The sequence below is a fragment of the Cellulomonas sp. RIT-PI-Y genome (genome assembly GCF_025642745.1).
Taxonomy (GTDB): domain Bacteria; phylum Actinomycetota; class Actinomycetes; order Actinomycetales; family Cellulomonadaceae; genus Cellulomonas.
On record NZ_JANZKP010000001.1, the window covers coordinates 43,669 to 58,331 of the forward strand.

Annotated in this window: 14 protein-coding genes; 11 read left to right on the plus strand and 3 right to left on the minus strand. The window is 72.3% G+C overall.

Annotated elements, in window-relative coordinates:
* The first annotated feature begins 89 nt into the window (after positions 1-89).
* The 5 genes from OGL89_RS00210 to OGL89_RS00230 all read left to right on the plus strand — a co-directional run bounded on the left by OGL89_RS00210 (position 90) and on the right by OGL89_RS00230 (position 5,645).
* Positions 90-1,859, plus strand: coding sequence for an ABC-F family ATP-binding cassette domain-containing protein (locus OGL89_RS00210; RefSeq protein WP_263117773.1), 1,770 nt, complete (start codon positions 90-92; stop codon positions 1,857-1,859).
* A 78-nt stretch (positions 1,860-1,937) separates the two neighbouring features.
* Positions 1,938-2,555 (plus strand): TetR/AcrR family transcriptional regulator, encoded by a 618-nt coding sequence (locus OGL89_RS00215; RefSeq protein WP_263117774.1) that lies wholly within the window; start codon positions 1,938-1,940, stop codon positions 2,553-2,555.
* A gap of 46 nt (positions 2,556-2,601) precedes the next feature.
* Complete coding sequence (locus OGL89_RS00220) at positions 2,602-4,362, plus strand: oleate hydratase (protein ID WP_263117775.1); 1,761 nt, start codon at positions 2,602-2,604, stop codon at positions 4,360-4,362.
* Positions 4,363-4,443: 81 nt separating this feature from the next.
* Positions 4,444-5,061, plus strand: coding sequence for an ATP-dependent Clp protease proteolytic subunit (locus OGL89_RS00225; protein WP_263117776.1), 618 nt, complete (start codon positions 4,444-4,446; stop codon positions 5,059-5,061).
* Complete coding sequence (locus OGL89_RS00230) at positions 5,058-5,645, plus strand: ATP-dependent Clp protease proteolytic subunit (RefSeq protein WP_263117777.1); 588 nt, start codon at positions 5,058-5,060, stop codon at positions 5,643-5,645. The genes OGL89_RS00225 and OGL89_RS00230 overlap by 4 nt, the downstream gene beginning before the upstream one ends.
* A 4-nt stretch (positions 5,646-5,649) precedes the next feature.
* On the opposite strand, the gene OGL89_RS00235 is transcribed toward OGL89_RS00230, so the two are convergent.
* From OGL89_RS00235 to OGL89_RS00245, 3 genes are all read right to left on the minus strand, one after another.
* Positions 5,650-5,979: a helix-turn-helix transcriptional regulator gene (locus tag OGL89_RS00235; protein ID WP_263117778.1), complete on the minus strand. Its 330-nt coding sequence runs from the start codon at positions 5,977-5,979 to the stop codon at positions 5,650-5,652.
* 140 nt (positions 5,980-6,119) lie between these two features.
* On the minus strand, positions 6,120-6,290 hold the full coding sequence (locus tag OGL89_RS00240) for a hypothetical protein (protein WP_263117779.1): 171 nt from the start codon (positions 6,288-6,290) through the stop codon (positions 6,120-6,122).
* Between the two features lie 144 nt (positions 6,291-6,434).
* Positions 6,435-6,998 carry a TetR/AcrR family transcriptional regulator gene (locus OGL89_RS00245; RefSeq protein ID WP_263117780.1) on the minus strand — a complete coding sequence of 188 codons (564 nt, stop codon included), beginning with the start codon at positions 6,996-6,998 and terminating at the stop codon, positions 6,435-6,437.
* Between the two features lie 83 nt (positions 6,999-7,081).
* Here OGL89_RS00245 and OGL89_RS00250 point away from each other — a divergent pair, with 83 nt between their 5' ends.
* From OGL89_RS00250 to rsmA, 6 genes are all read left to right on the plus strand, one after another.
* A complete protein-coding gene (locus tag OGL89_RS00250) occupies positions 7,082-7,957 on the plus strand; it encodes an SDR family oxidoreductase (protein WP_263117782.1) in 876 nt (291 codons plus the stop codon).
* Positions 7,958-8,040: 83 nt separating this feature from the next.
* Entirely contained in the window at positions 8,041-9,834 is a 1,794-nt protein-coding gene (gene metG, locus OGL89_RS00255) for a methionine--tRNA ligase (protein ID WP_263117783.1), read from the plus strand.
* Positions 9,834-10,790: a TatD family hydrolase gene (locus OGL89_RS00260; protein WP_263117784.1), complete on the plus strand. Its 957-nt coding sequence runs from the start codon at positions 9,834-9,836 to the stop codon at positions 10,788-10,790. The genes metG and OGL89_RS00260 overlap by 1 nt, the downstream gene beginning before the upstream one ends.
* Before the next feature lie 127 nt (positions 10,791-10,917).
* The gene (locus tag OGL89_RS00265; protein WP_263117785.1) at positions 10,918-12,138 is read left to right on the plus strand and encodes a ubiquitin-like domain-containing protein; all 1,221 of its coding nucleotides are present in this window, start codon (positions 10,918-10,920) and stop codon (positions 12,136-12,138) included.
* Between the two features lie 266 nt (positions 12,139-12,404).
* Positions 12,405-13,640 carry a resuscitation-promoting factor gene (locus OGL89_RS00270; RefSeq protein WP_263117786.1) on the plus strand — a complete coding sequence of 412 codons (1,236 nt, stop codon included), beginning with the start codon at positions 12,405-12,407 and terminating at the stop codon, positions 13,638-13,640.
* 22 nt (positions 13,641-13,662) lie between these two features.
* Positions 13,663-14,625 (plus strand): 16S rRNA (adenine(1518)-N(6)/adenine(1519)-N(6))-dimethyltransferase RsmA, encoded by a 963-nt coding sequence (gene rsmA, locus OGL89_RS00275; protein WP_263117787.1) that lies wholly within the window; start codon positions 13,663-13,665, stop codon positions 14,623-14,625.
* Positions 14,626-14,663: the final 38 nt, after the last annotated feature.

The window sequence follows — 14,663 nt, forward strand, 5'->3', positions numbered from 1 at the left end:
CGCGAACGTAAAACCGGTTTGACGAACCGGTCAACCGGTTTGACGATCTCGATCCCGGGCCACGGGGACCGGCCCGTACCCTTGTCCGAATGGCCCACCTGCTCGGCGGCGAGAACCTCCGTCTGTCCTTCCCGACCAAGACCGTCTTCGACGGGATCACCGTCGGCCTGAACGAGGGCGACCGGGTCGGCATCGTCGGCCGCAACGGCGACGGCAAGTCCTCCCTGCTGGCCCTGCTCTCCGGCCGGCTGGAACCGCACGGCGGCCGGGTCACGGTGCGCGGCGGCACCCGGATCGGCGTGCTCGACCAGCAGGACACGCTGGACCCGGCCCTGACCGTCGGCCAGGCGATCGTCGGCGACCGGGCCGAGCACGAGTGGGCCGGGGACGCCCGGATCCGGGACGTGGTCGCCGGCATGGCGGGCGACCTGCCCTGGGACAAGAAGATCGGTGAGCTCTCCGGTGGTCAACGCCGCCGGACCGCCCTGGCCGCGCTGCTCGCCGGGGACGACGACGTGCTGTTCCTGGACGAGCCCACCAACCACCTGGACGTGCAGGCGGTGACCTGGCTGGCCGGGCACCTGAACCGCCGCTGGTCGTCGAACGCGGGCGGCCTGCTGGTCGTCACCCACGACCGCTGGTTCCTGGACGAGGTCTGCACCGCCACCTGGGAGGTGCACGACGGCATCGTCGAGCCGTTCGAGGGCGGGTACGCCGCCTACGTCCTGCAGCGGGTGGAACGGGACCGGATGGCGGCCGCCTCCGAGGCCAAGCGACAGAACCTGATGCGCAAGGAGCTGGCCTGGCTGCGGCGCGGCGCCCCGGCCCGGACCGCCAAGCCGAAGTTCCGGATCGACGCCGCGAACGCCCTGATCGCCAACGAGCCCCCGCCCCGCAACACCGTCGAGCTGTCCCGGATGGCCACCTCGCGCCTGGGCAAGGACGTGGTCGACATCGAGGGCGTCAGCGTCAGCTACGGCGACCACCGGGTGCTGGACGACGTCACCTGGCTGATCGCCCCCGGCGAGCGCACCGGCGTCCTGGGGGTGAACGGCGCGGGCAAGTCCACCCTGCTCGGGCTGGTCACCGGCGCGGTGCGGCCCACGACGGGCCGGGTCAAGCGCGGCAAGACGGTCAAGGTCGCCACCCTGACCCAGGAGCTGGCCGAACTGGCCGACGTCGCCGATCAGCGGGTCAACGACGTCATCGCCCGCTACCGCACCACCTACGTCGCGGGCGGCAAGGAGATGTCCCCCGGCCAGCTGCTGGAGCGGCTCGGCTTCACCACCACCCAGTTGCAGACCCCGGTCAAGGACCTCTCCGGTGGTCAGCGCCGTCGGCTCCAGCTGCTGCTCATCCTGCTGGACGAGCCGAACGTGCTGGTGCTGGACGAGCCCTCCAACGACCTGGACACCGACATGCTGGCCGCGATGGAGGATCTGCTGGACACCTGGCCCGGCACCCTGCTGGTCGTCTCGCACGACCGGTACCTGCTGGAGCGGGTCACCGACCAGCAGTACGCGGTGCTGGACGGCCGGTTCCGGCACGTGCCGGGCGGGGTGGACGAGTACCTGCGCCTGCTGTCGGCGGCCCCCGCCCCGGCCGCGCAGGACCGGACCGCCAAGGCGCCCTCCGACGCCGCCGCCACCCGGGCCGCGAAGAAGGAGCTGTCCGCCGTCGAGCGCCGGATGTCCAAGCTGAACGACCAGATCGCGGATCTCGACACCCGGATGCACGCCCACGATCCCGCGGACTACGAGGGGCTGGCCCGGCTCACCCGGGACCGCGCGGCCCGGCAGGACGAGCTGGCCGAGCAGGAGCTGCGCTGGCTTGAGCTGGCGGAGGCGGCCGAGGGCTGACCGAGCCCCCTTGCGTCCGACGCAAAGCGGAGTACGCTCATTTTTGAGCACGATCCGCAACGGTCGGAGGCGATGGGCATGACGGTGGGACGACGCGAACGCGCACGGCTCGACAAGGAGAGCCGGATCTTCGCCGCCGCCAGCGAGCTCTTCGACGCGCACGGCTTCGACCGGGTCACCACCCAGCAGATCGCCGAACAGGCGGACATCGGCGCGGGCACTCTGTTCCGCTACGCCGCCAGCAAGGGCGAGCTGTTCCTCATGGTGTTCAACCAGCGCCTCGCCGCTGCCGTCCGGGCCGGATCGCAGGCCGCGGACCAGGAGACCGACCTCACCGCCGCGGTGTGCGCCCAGGTGGAACCGGTCCTGGTCTGGGCGCACGGCACGGACGACGCCGCCGACTACCAGCGCGAGCTGTTGTTCGGCGACGCCACCGAGCGCTACCGGACCGAGGGCCTGGCGATCGTCGCCGATCTGGAGGACCGGATCGCCCGGCTGCTGCTGGCCCGGCACCCCGGTGACACCCGAGCGGCCCGGCGGGCGGCGCGAACGGTGTTCGCCGTCCTCAACCTGCTGCTGGTCCAGCCGTTCAACTCCCTGCACCCCGACGACGACGCGGCCGGTGAGCTCCGGGCCCAGGTCGCCCAGGTCGTCGCCGGATATCGCCACACCACCCCGGAACACCCCGCCGGTTGACCCACCGACGAGGACGGACCCCCATCATCACCAGGGAAGGAACGTCATGCGTCACACCAACGGCAACTACGAGGCGTTCGCCCGGCCACGCAAGCCGGACGGCGTCGAGCACAAGACCGCACTGTTCGTCGGAGCCGGACTCGCGTCCCTGTCCGGCGCGGCGTTCCTGATCCGTGACGGCCAGATGCCCGGCGACCGGATCACCGTGCTGGAACGACTGGACCTGCCCGGCGGCGCGCTCGACGGGATCAAGGAGCCGAAGAAGGGCTTCGTCATCCGTGGCGGGCGGGAGATGGAGGACCACTTCGAGTGCCTGTGGGACCTGTTCCGCTCGATCCCCTCCCTGGAGGTCGAGAACGCCAGCGTGCTGGACGAGTTCTACTGGCTGAACCGCGACGACCCGAACTTCTCCCTGCAACGCGCCACGGTGGACCGCGGTCGGGACGCCCACACCGACGGCCTCTTCACCCTGAGCGAGAAGGCGCAGAAGGACGTCGTCCGGGTCTTCCTCGCCACCCGGGAGGAGATGGAGGGCAAGCGCATCGACGAGGTGTTCGGCCGCGAGTTCCTGGACAGCAACTTCTGGCTGTACTGGCGCACGATGTTCGCGTTCGAGGAGTGGCACTCCGCGCTGGAGATGAAGCTCTACCTGCACCGGTTCATCCACCACATCGGCGGGCTCCCGGACTTCTCCGCGCTGAAGTTCACCCGGTACAACCAGTACGAGTCCCTGGTCCTGCCGCTGTACACCTGGCTGCTCGACCAGGGCGTGCGCTTCGAGTTCAGCACCGAGGTCACCGACGTGGACTTCGACCTGAGCGCCGACCGCAAGCAGGCGACCGCGGTGCACTGGATCCGGGACGGACAGGACGGCGTGACCGATCTCGGCCCGGACAACCTGCTGTTCCTGACCATCGGCTCGTTGACCGAGAACTCGGACAACGGCGACCACCACACCCCGGCCCGACTGGATGACGGCCCCGCACCCGCCTGGGACCTCTGGCGCCGGATCGCCGCCAAGGACCCGTCCTTCGGCCGCCCGGACGTCTTCGGCTCGCACATCCCGGAGACCGCCTGGGAGTCCGCGACGGTCACCACCGTGGACCCGCGCATCCCGGCCCATATCCAGAGGATCGCCCGGCGGGACCCGTTCAGCGGGACGGTCGTCACCGGCGGCATCGTGACCGCGAAGGACTCGGCCTGGCTGCTGTCCTGGACGGTCAACCGCCAGCCGCACTTCAAGCAGCAGAAGCCCGGCGAGTGCGTGGTGTGGGTCTACAGCCTGTTCATCGACCGTCCCGGCGACTACGTGCGCAAGCCGATGCGGGACTGCACCGGCGAGGAGATCACCCGGGAGTGGCTCTACCACCTCGGTGTCCCGATCGACCAGATCGACGAGCTGGCCGCGACCGGGGCCAAGACCGTTCCGGTGATGATGCCCTACGTCACCTCGTTCTTCATGCCCCGTCACGCCGGCGACCGACCGGACGTGGTCCCCGAGGGCGCGGTCAACTTCGCCTTCATCGGCCAGTTCGCCGAGACCGGCCGGGACTGCATCTTCACCACCGAGTACTCCGTGCGCACCCCGATGGAGGCGGTCTACACCCTGCTCGACATCGAGCGCGGCGTCCCGGAGGTCTTCGCCTCCACCTACGACGTCCGTGCCCTGCTCGCGGCGACCAGCCGCCTGCGGGACGGCGCGGAGGTCGCGGTCCCCGGCGGACGTCTCGGCCGGCGCCTGGTCGACCACCGGATCGACGACAACCAGATCGGCGAGCTGCTGCACGAGTTCCGGCTCCTGCAGTGAGCTCCGGGCTGCTGCCGAGAGCGGATCCGCCCCCGGCAGCAGCCCCTTCTCGCCGCCTCCACCCCGGGCGACGGTGGACCCATGACCGACACCCCCGCCCCGCCGCGGTTCACCGCGGACGCCCGCCGCTCCCTCTACGACCAGCGCGTCCTGGTCCTGGACGGACCGCTCGACGACGACAACGGCACCCTGCTCGCCAGTCAGCTGGTGGCCCTGGCCGCGATCGACCCGGCCGCCGACATCGCCCTGTGGATCCACTCCCCCGGCGGCTCGGTCCCGGCCATGCTCGCGATCCGGGACCTGATGCACCTGGTGCCCTGCGACGTCTCCACCCTGGCACTCGGGATCGCGTACAGCGCCGGACAGTTCCTGCTGTCCTCCGGCACACCCGGCAAGCGGCGCGCCCTGCCGCACGCCCGGGTCCTGATGCACCAGGGATCCGCCGGGATCGGGGGCACCGCGGTCGACGTCGAGCTCCAGGCGGACGACCTGCGCCACACCCGGGACACCGTGCTCGGCCTGATCGCCCAGGACACCGGGCAGCCACGTGACCGGGTGTTCGAGGACAGCCTGCACGACCGCTGGTACACCGCCGCCGAGGCACGCGACTACGGCTTCATCGACACGATCGTGGACGACTTCGCGGCGATCCGCCCGCAGCGCCCGCGCGGTCTGGCCGGGTTCGGGGGTGTGGCATGAGCACCTACACCATCCCGAGCGTGGTCGCCCAGCACCCGCGCGGCGACCGGATCATGGACGTCTACTCCCACCTGCTGACCGAGCGGATCGTCTACCTGGGCACCGCCCTGGACGCCGGGGTCGCGAACGCGCTGATCGCGCAGCTGCTGCACCTGGAGGCGGACGCGCCGGACCGGGACATCCAGCTCTACATCAACTGCGAGGGCGGCGACCCGTCGGCGATGCTCGCGGTCTACGACACGATGCGGTACATCAGGCCGCAGGTGGCGACCAGCTGCGTCGGCCAGGCGGTGGCGGTCGGCGCCGTGCTGCTGGCCGCGGGCGCCCCGGGCAAGCGCGCCGCCCTCCCCCACGCCCGGGTGGTGCTGCACCAACCTGTCGCGCAGGGCCGAGGTGCGATCCCGGACCTGATCCTGGCCGCCGACGAGGTGGTCCGGATCCGGTCGGAGATGGAGGGCATCCTGGCCGAGCACTCCGGTCAGAGCGTGGAGCGGCTGCGGGCCGACACCGACCACGACCGGGTGTTCACCGCCACCGGCGCGCGGGAATACGGGCTGATCGACCAGGTGATCGACCGGCGGTGACCGGTCAGGCGGCCAGCCCGAACGGCGCGAACAGCACTGCGCCCGAGGGCCGGCCGCCCCCGGTCAGCTCCTGGGACACCCCGACCGTGAGGTCGAGCAGCGTCACGCCCAGCGCCCCGGCCACCGCCGCGATCATCTCGCTGGACGGGTCCTTGACCCCGCGCTCCATCTCGGACAGGTACTGCGGCGAGACACCCGCCCGCTCGGCGGTCTCGCCCAGCGTCTCACCCCGCTCGTGCCGCAGCCGGCGCAGCCGCAGGCCGAGCAGCTCGCGCCACAGGGGCTCGCGCCCGCGACGGATCGGGGACACGGGACGCGGGGTGGCGACGGTCATGCCTCACGGTAGGCCGGGGCGACCGGCGGTAGGCCGTCTTCTGCTCAGAGCAGAGCGGTCCCCGCCGGCCGACGTCGTCTCGCTCGGCCCCCCTGACCGCGACGGTGGTGGCCCTCGGCGCGGCCACGGGGCCGGGTGCGTCACGGTCGGCGCGGAGCCGCCTTCCGCTGCTCGCGCACCGCGATGGGCACGAAGGCCGCCCCGACCGCCGCGAAGGCAGCGCACAGAACCCATTGCGAGCCGATCGCGGACGCGATCGCGGCGATGACGAAAGCAACGGCCGCGACGTAGTACAGGGTCACCCGGGACATGTCGTCTCCCTCTTCTTCGATGGAGAAGGTGCGTCGGCAGCCCCTGGACATCATGGGCCGGGGTGGGACCACCGACAACCGGAGCGTCCGGCGGTCGGGGTCGGCCCGGGTGTGCTCGGTCACCCGAGGGGCACGATCAGTCCCTCACAGGCCTGACATCCCGGCCCGCAGCGCGGTCAGCTCGGCCGCGACCGTGTCGCCCCAGTCACCACCGGTGGACGTCCAGCGCGGGAACGCCCGCTGCACCGCGAGGTGGCCGAGCATCGCCGCCAGCGCCGCCGCCCGGTCCGGCACCCCCCGCCCGCGCAGCACGGTCTGGATCGCCTCGGCCAGATGGGTCAGCTTGAGCAGCTCACGCTCCCGGAGTTCGGGATGGGCGTCGATCACGAGCTGCCGGGCCGCCGCCCAGCCGTGCCGCTCGGGGTTGAACAGCTCGGTCGCGGCTCGCAGTCCGGCTTCGACCGCGTCCAGCGGTGCCGCGGCAGGCTCCGCCGCCTCGACCGCCGCGGTGACCACCGTGATCAGGGTCTGCTGGGGGTCGAACAGCACCTCGCGCTTGTCGGCGAAGTGCCGGAAGAACGTGCTCTTGGCCAGCCCGGCCCGTTCGGCGATCTCCGCGGCGGTGGTCTCCGGGTACCCGTGCTCGGTGAACAGCTCGAGCGCCGCTCGTTGCAGCCGGTCGCGCGCGCCGGGTTCCCATCTGGCCATCCCGCCATCCTAGTGATGCGACTCGGTCCCGTCAGGGTCTACAGTGATGGGACCAAGTCTCATCACAGTGGAAGAAGCCCCTCATGCGTCTCCTCGTCACCGGTGCCTCCGGCTGGATCGGCCGGCACGTCGTCCCCGAGCTCCACGCCGCCGGACACCAGGTCGTCGGCCTGGCCCGCTCCACCGCCTCCGCGCAGGCCCTGACCGCGGCGGGCGTCGAGCCCCTCACCGGCGACCTGTCCAACACCGATCTGCTCCGCACCGCCGCGACGGACTCCGACGGCGTCCTCCACCTGGCCTACGGGCACGACTTCAGCCGGTTCGCCGAGGCGATGGCCCAGGACGCCGCCGCCGTCACCGCCTTCGGCGAGGCACTGGCCGGCTCCGGCAAGCCGCTGGTGATCGCCTCCGGCACCCCGGCCGTCCCGGGTGCCCTGGCGACCGAGTCCGACTGGGTCACCGAGGGCATCACCGGCGCTCGCGGCCGGGTCGCCCGCGCGGTGGTCGACCTGGCCGAGCAGGACGTGCGCGGCGTGGTCGTCCGGTTGCCGCGCTCGGTGCACGGCGCGGGCGACTACGGGTTCATCGCCTGGCTGGCCCAGATCGCCGAACAGGCCGGACTCTCCGGCTACCCGGGCGACGGCAGCGCACGCTGGCCGGCGGTGCACGTCACCGACGCGGCGCGCCTGTTCCGGCTGGCCGTCGACGTCGCCGCACCCGGCACGGTGCTGCACGCGGTGGGCGACCAGGGCATCGAGGTCCGGGAGATCGCGTCGGCGCTCGGCGAGCGACTGGGCCTGCCGTCCGGCACTCGCTCCGCGGAGGAGATCGGCTTCCTCGGCGGGATGATGGCGGTCGACCAGCCCGCGTCGGGGGCCGGCACCGAGGCCCTGCTGGACTGGCATCCGACCGGTCCGGGGCTGCTCGCCGACATCGCCGCGGGGCACTACGACCGCTGACCGGCACCTCCACGGGCGGGCCGCGACGGTCCGTCCGTGGAGCGGCGGGCGAACGCGGTCGCGCACGTCACTAGGATCGCCCCATGTCCCACATCCTCAGCGCTGTCGCCTGGCCCTACGCCAACGGCCCGCGTCACATCGGTCATGTCGCCGGATTCGGCGTTCCCTCCGACGTGTTCAGCCGGTACATGCGGATGTCGGGCCACGACGTGCTGATGGTGTCCGGCACCGACGAGCACGGGACGCCGATCCTGGTGCAGGCGGAGCAGGAGGGGGTCACCCCGCAGGAGCTCGCCGACCGGTACAACCGGGTGATCGTCGAGGACCTCACCCAGCTCGGCCTGTCCTACGACCTGTTCACCCGGACCACCACCCGCAACCACTACGCCGTGGTGCAGGAGATGTTCCGGACCGTGCACAAGAACGGATACATGGTCGAGCAGACCACGATGGGCGCGATCAGCCCGTCGACCGGCCGCACCCTGCCGGACCGCTACATCGAGGGCACCTGCCCGATCTGCGGCTACGACGGGGCGCGCGGCGACCAGTGCGACAACTGCGGCAACCAGCTGGACGCCATCGACCTGATCAACCCGAAGAGCCGGATCAACGGCGAGACGCCGAAGTTCATCGAGTCGAACCACTTCTTCCTGGACCTGCCGGCGTTCGTCGACGCGCTCGGCGACTGGCTGCGCAGCCGGACCAACTGGCGACCGAACGTCCTCAAGTTCTCGCTGAACCTGCTGGACGACGTCCGGCCGCGCGCGATGACCCGGGACATCGACTGGGGCATCCCGGTGCCGCTGGAGGGCTGGGAGTCGAACCCCTCCAAGCGGCTGTACGTCTGGTTCGACGCGGTGATCGGCTACCTCTCCGCCTCGATCGAGTGGGCCCGGCGCAGCGGCGACCCGGACGCGTGGCGCCAGTTCTGGACAGACGGTGACGGCGAAGCGGCGCTGTCGTACTACTTCATGGGCAAGGACAACATCACCTTCCACTCCCAGATCTGGCCGGCCGAGCTGCTCGGCTACACCGGGGGCGGGGCGAAGGGCGGTGCCCCGGGTCCGTACGGACAGCTGAACCTGCCCACCGAGGTGGTCTCCAGCGAGTTCCTCACCATGGAGGGCAAGCAGTTCAGCTCCAGCCGCGGCGTGGTGATCTACGTCCGCGACATGCTGTCCCGCTACCAGCCGGACGCGCTGCGCTACTACATCTCCAGCGCCGGGCCGGAGAACCAGGACGCCGACTTCACCTGGGCGGACTTCAAGCGCCGCACCAACGACGAGCTGGTCGCGGGCTGGGGCAACCTGGTGAACCGGACCGCGAGCATGGTGCACAAGAACTTCGGCGCCGTGCCCGAGCCCGGCCGCCGGGAGCCGGTCGACGAGGCGCTGCTGGCCCAGACCACCACCGCGTTCGGCCGGGTCGGGGAGCTGATCGGCAGCCACCGGCACAAGGCCGCGATCGGCGAGGCGATGCGGATGGTCCAGGAGGCCAACCGGTACGTCTCCGAGACTGAGCCGTGGAAGCTGAAGACCGACCCGGACCGGCTGGCTACGGTGCTGCACACCACCACCCAGGCGGTCAGCGACCTGAACACCCTGCTGTCGCCGTTCCTCCCGCACTCGGCCCAGCAGGTGCACGAGGCGCTGGGCGGCACCGGCACGATCTCCCCGCTGCCCCGGATCGACGAGGTCACCGACCTGGACGACCCGAGCCGCCGGTACCCGGTGATCACCGGCGACTACCGCGAGGTCCCCGCCTGGGAGCCGCGCGCGGTCGTCCCCGGCACCCCGGTCGCGAAGCCGAGCCCGGTGTTCACCAAGCTGGACGACGACATGGTCGAGGCCGAGCTCGACCGCCTGCGCCAGGGCTGATGGCCCGCAAGCGCCGGGAACCTGGCTGGCCCGCGTCCCCGGAGCCGCTGCCGAGCCCCGTCCCGGACAACCACACCCACCTGGAGTCGGTGCTGGGGGTCCGGGAGGAGCCCGGTCCGGCGTCCCTGGACGAGCACCTGGACCTGGCCGCGTCGGTCGGTGTCGCCCGGATGGTGCAGGTCGGCTGCGACCTGGACGCGATCGCCTGGACCGACGCCGTGCTGCGGGCCGACGCCGGTGCGGACGTCGTGCCCCCGGTGCCGATGCGCGCGGGGCGTCGCGCGCTGCTCGGCGCCGTCGCGATCCATCCGAACGAGGCCGTGCTGCACGCCGGTGTGCACGAGGTCGCCCCGGACGGGCTCGACCCCGACCCCGGTCCGGCGCACGAGCTCTCCCTGGACGACGCGCTCGCGACGGTCGAGCGCACCGCTCGGGACAACGACCGGGTCCGGGCGATCGGGGAGACCGGTCTGGACTACTTCCGGGCCGGCCCCCGGGGCCGAGCGGTGCAGCGGGAGGCGTTCCGGGCCCACATCGCGCTCGCCAAGGAGCTGGGACTCGCGATGCAGATCCACGACCGGGACGCGCACGACGACGTGGTGGACCTGCTGCGCCGGGACGGCGCCCCGGAGCGCACCGTCTTCCACTGCTTCTCCGGCGGTCCGGCACTGGCCGAGGTCTGCGCCGCGGAGGGCTGGTTCGCGTCCTTCGCCGGGCCGGTGACCTTCGGCGCGAACGACGACCTGCGGGCCGCCCTGCGGGTGCTGCCCCTCGACCGGGTCCTGGTGGAGACCGACGCGCCGTACCTGACCCCGCACCCGCTGCGCGGCCGACCGAACTCCCCGTACCTGGTCCCGTTGACCGTCCGCCGCATCGCGGACGAGCTGGGTCAGGATCTGGACACCCTGTGCCGCACCCTCGCCCGCACCACCGAGCGGGTCTACGGCACCTGGTGACCAGGTGACCGGCACCCTCCACCCGAGCGGGGTCACCCCGCCGCGCCCACCGGGCTTCCCCGTCGGTCACGAATCGGTTACGGTCGTCGACTAGTCGACCCTTCCCGACCCCCTTGGAGCCCTGCGCGTGGCCACCCCCGCCGAGTCCGCCGAACACGCCCGGCTCCGTCCCGCGACGTCGCACCGGACCGAACGCCCCTCCCGCCTGGTGCGGCTGGGCGCGCAGGCGGCGGTGCTCCTGCTGGCGGCGGGCACGACCACCGCGTTCGTCGGCCTGCACAAGACGGTCACGGTCGAGGTCGACGGACAGCCGGTCGAGGTGAACGCCTTCGGCCGCACCGTGGGCCAGGTGCTCGCGAGCGGGGACATCACGGTCGGCGAGCACGACCTCGTCGCCCCGGCCCTCGGCGAGCAGGTCCGGGACGGTGCGGAGATCGTGGTCCGGCACGGGCGGCAGATCGACGTCGAGGTGGACGGCGAGCAGCAGACCGTGTGGACCACCGCCCTGACCGTCGGCGAGGCGGTCGACGAGCTCGGGCTGCGCGACTCCGACACCCTGACCTCGGCCTCGCGGTCCTCCGCAGTGGAGCGGGACGCGGTGCTGCGGGTGTCCACCCAGAAGACCATCCACCTGGCCGTCGACGGTCAGGTGATCGACGGCGTGACCAGTGCCGGGACCGTCCGGGACGCCCTGCGCGACATCGGCCTGGTGCTGAACGAGGACGACCGGGTCTCGGTGCCGCTGGACGCGACCGCCACCGACGGCCTGGTCGTCATGGTCACCCGCGCCGCCACCTCCGGGGAGACGGTCACCGAGGCGATCCCGTTCGAGGAGCAGGAGGTCGAGGACCCCACGCTCGCGAACGGCACCCGCAAGGTCGACACCGCGGGCAAGGCCGGCGTGCGCACCACCACGTACAGCACCGCCGTGATCGGCGGCGCGGTGGTGGAGCGTCAGGTCGTCGCCTCCGCGGTGACCACCGAGCCGGTGACCCAGATCGTCAAGGTCGGGACCATGGAGGTCTCGGCGGACGTCACCGTCACCCCGGGCAGCGCCCAGGAGCTCGGCAAGACGATGGCCGCCGAGCGTGGCTGGGGCGACGACCAGTTCGCCTGCCTGCTCCAGCTCTGGAACAAGGAGAGCGGCTGGCGGATCGACGCGGAGAACACCTCCTCCGGCGCCTACGGCATCCCGCAGGCCCTGCCCGGCTCGAAGATGGCCAGCATCGCCGCCGACTGGCGGACCAACCCGGCGACCCAGATCACCTGGGGCCTGAACTACATCGCCGGGCGGTACTCGACCCCCTGCGGCGCCTGGTCGTCCTTCCAGTCCAAGGGCTGGTACTGAGGTTCCCTAGCTCACAGAGCTGAGATCCGGGCTTGGCAACACATCACGAATAGGTTACGTTTTCACGTCGTTCGTGGCTGCGCCGCGAACATCGGCTTCCAGAACCGGGAGCCGGACAGCCGGATCGGGGATCCGGGACCCATGGGATCGGCAGCACCCTCCGGCTGCCGGCGCCGTCAGGACCGATCCGGTCCCGACGCCGTGGGGCGGCGGGCATCCCGTCGCACTCGAACCCCGTGCCCGGGACCGTCGTCGTCTGGACCCCCGTGACCTCTGCCCCCAGCATGGGTGCGCGCCTGAGCGCCGCCACCACCTCCCTCCGCGACAAGATCGTCCAGAACACCTCCGAGGCCGATCCCGAGAATCCCGAGCAGATCCGCCCGCGCCGGCACCGTGGCCGGGTGATCGCCGCCGCCACCGCCGTGGTCGTCCTGGCCTCCGGCGGAGTCGCCGTCGCCGACGCGCACAAGACCGTCACCCTGGACGTCGACGGGGTCCTCACCACCGTGTCGACCTTCTCCGGCAGCGTCGACGGCCTGCTCGCCGAGCAGGGTCTCGACCTGGGGGCCCGCGACACCGTGAGCCCGGACGGCGCCCTGCAGGACGGGGTCGCCGTCGAGGTCCGGCACGCGCACCAGATCGTGATCAACGCCGACGGCGCCGAGCAGCAGGTGTGGACCACCGCGCTCACCGCCGACGAGGCGCTCACCATGCTGGCCAGCCGTGGCGGCGACGTCCGCCTGGTCGCGAACCGGTCGAACTCCGGCCGCCCCGACCTGTCGCTCGACCTGACCCTGGACGGTCCGGCCGAGGTGCAGGTCGACGGCAGCACCCAGACCGTCGACGACGGCAGCACCACCGTGGCCGAGGCGCTGGACCACCTGGGCGTCGAGCTGCAGCCGCTGGACACGGTCTCCGTGGCCCGTGCGGCGGACGGCACCGTCACCGTCGTGGTGAACCGGGTCGTGGTGCAGGACATCACCACCACCAGCGAGGTCCCGTTCGGCGCGACCGAGCAGGAGGACCCGTCGCTGTACACGGGCACGACCAAGGTGACCACCGCCGGCGTCCCCGGCGTGCGCACCCTGGTCGAGCGCGTGACCACGGTCGACGGTCAGGAGACCGCCCGGGAGTCGCTCTCGGACGAGGTCACCCAGGCCCCGGTCGACCAGGTCACCAACGTGGGCACCAAGACCCGCCCGGTCGTGACCGCCACGCCGAGCACCGCGACCGCCACCCCGGCGGCCGGCGGCGGCGACGCGGCCGGCCTGAACTGGGCCGCGCTGGCCGCCTGCGAGTCGGGCGGCAACGCCTCCATCGTGTCGGCCAACGGCAAGTACCACGGCCTGTACCAGTTCTCCGTGAGCACCTGGCAATCGGTGGGTGGCGCAGGCCTGCCGTCCCAGGCCTCCGCCGAGGAGCAGACCGCACGCGCCCAGGCGCTGTACAACCGCTCCGGTGCCGGCCAGTGGCCGGTCTGCGGCTCGCGCCTGTTCGGCTGAGCAGCCAGTAGGCTCAGGCCCCATGACTGAGAGCAACGGCCCCGTCGCACCCGCGGCGGGGCCGTTGCTCGGTCCGGCGGAGATCCGCGAGCTGGCCGGGCGTGCGGGGGTGCGGCCCACCAAGACCCTGGGCCAGAACTTCGTGCTCGACGGCGGCACGGTCCGCAAGATCGTGCGCGGCGCCGACATCGTCCCCGGCGAGCGGGTGGTCGAGGTCGGACCGGGGCTCGGCTCGCTGACCCTGGGCCTGCTGGAGGCCGGCGCCGACCTGATCGCGGTCGAGATCGACCCGGTGCTGGCCGGTCTGCTGCCGGAGACCGTCCGGCGCCACGTGCCGGATGCCACGGTCTCCACGGTGGACCTCCCGCACGTCGACGCGGAACCGGCCACCCTCACCCTGGTCCGCGGCGACGCCCTGGACGTGCGCGCCCTGCCCGGCCGCCCGCCGACCGCCCTGGTCGCCAACCTGCCGTACAACGTCTCGGTGCCGGTGCTGCTGAGCTTCCTCGAGCACTTCCCCACCCTGGAGCGGGTGCTGGTGATGGTCCAGGCCGAGGTCGCCGACCGGCTGGCCGCGCCGCCCGGCAGCCGCACCTACGGCGTGCCGTCCGCCAAGGCCGCCTGGTACGCCGAAGCCCGCCGCACGGTCACGGTCGGCCGCAGCGTGTTCTGGCCGGTGCCGAACGTCGACTCCGCCCTGGTCCGGATGGACCGCCGCACCCCGCCGCCGACCACCGCCACCCGCGAGCAGGTGTTCGCGGTCGTCGACGCCGCCTTCGCCCAGCGTCGCAAGATGCTCCGCGCCGCCCTCGCACCCCTGGCCGGAGACACGGCGAGCGCCACCGCCGCGATCGAGGCCGCCGGGGTCGACCCGCAGGCCCGCGGCGAGGCCCTGGACATCGCCGCCTTCGCCCGGGTCGCCGAGCGGCTCCCCGCGGAGGCCCTGGTGCACCGCGGCCCCGCTCCGGCCCGACGTCGTCGCTGACGGATCCGCCCTGGGCGGACCCGGCGCAGTGCTGGCAC

Bases quoted from the DNA above. Each gene is read 5' to 3' on its own strand.
- OGL89_RS00210 (WP_263117773.1), top strand. From the start codon at position 90: ATGGCCCACCTGCTCGGCGGCGAGAACCTCCGTCTGTCCTTCCCGACC.
- OGL89_RS00215 (WP_263117774.1), top strand. From the start codon at position 1,938: ATGACGGTGGGACGACGCGAACGCGCACGGCTCGACAAGGAGAGCCGG.
- OGL89_RS00220 (WP_263117775.1), top strand. From the start codon at position 2,602: ATGCGTCACACCAACGGCAACTACGAGGCGTTCGCCCGGCCACGCAAG.
- OGL89_RS00225 (WP_263117776.1), top strand. From the start codon at position 4,444: ATGACCGACACCCCCGCCCCGCCGCGGTTCACCGCGGACGCCCGCCGC.
- OGL89_RS00230 (WP_263117777.1), top strand. From the start codon at position 5,058: ATGAGCACCTACACCATCCCGAGCGTGGTCGCCCAGCACCCGCGCGGC.
- OGL89_RS00235 (WP_263117778.1), bottom strand. From the start codon at position 5,979: ATGACCGTCGCCACCCCGCGTCCCGTGTCCCCGATCCGTCGCGGGCGC.
- OGL89_RS00240 (WP_263117779.1), bottom strand. From the start codon at position 6,290: ATGTCCCGGGTGACCCTGTACTACGTCGCGGCCGTTGCTTTCGTCATC.
- OGL89_RS00245 (WP_263117780.1), bottom strand. From the start codon at position 6,998: ATGGCCAGATGGGAACCCGGCGCGCGCGACCGGCTGCAACGAGCGGCG.
- OGL89_RS00250 (WP_263117782.1), top strand. From the start codon at position 7,082: ATGCGTCTCCTCGTCACCGGTGCCTCCGGCTGGATCGGCCGGCACGTC.
- metG (WP_263117783.1), top strand. From the start codon at position 8,041: ATGTCCCACATCCTCAGCGCTGTCGCCTGGCCCTACGCCAACGGCCCG.
- OGL89_RS00260 (WP_263117784.1), top strand. From the start codon at position 9,834: ATGGCCCGCAAGCGCCGGGAACCTGGCTGGCCCGCGTCCCCGGAGCCG.
- rsmA (WP_263117787.1), top strand. From the start codon at position 13,663: ATGACTGAGAGCAACGGCCCCGTCGCACCCGCGGCGGGGCCGTTGCTC.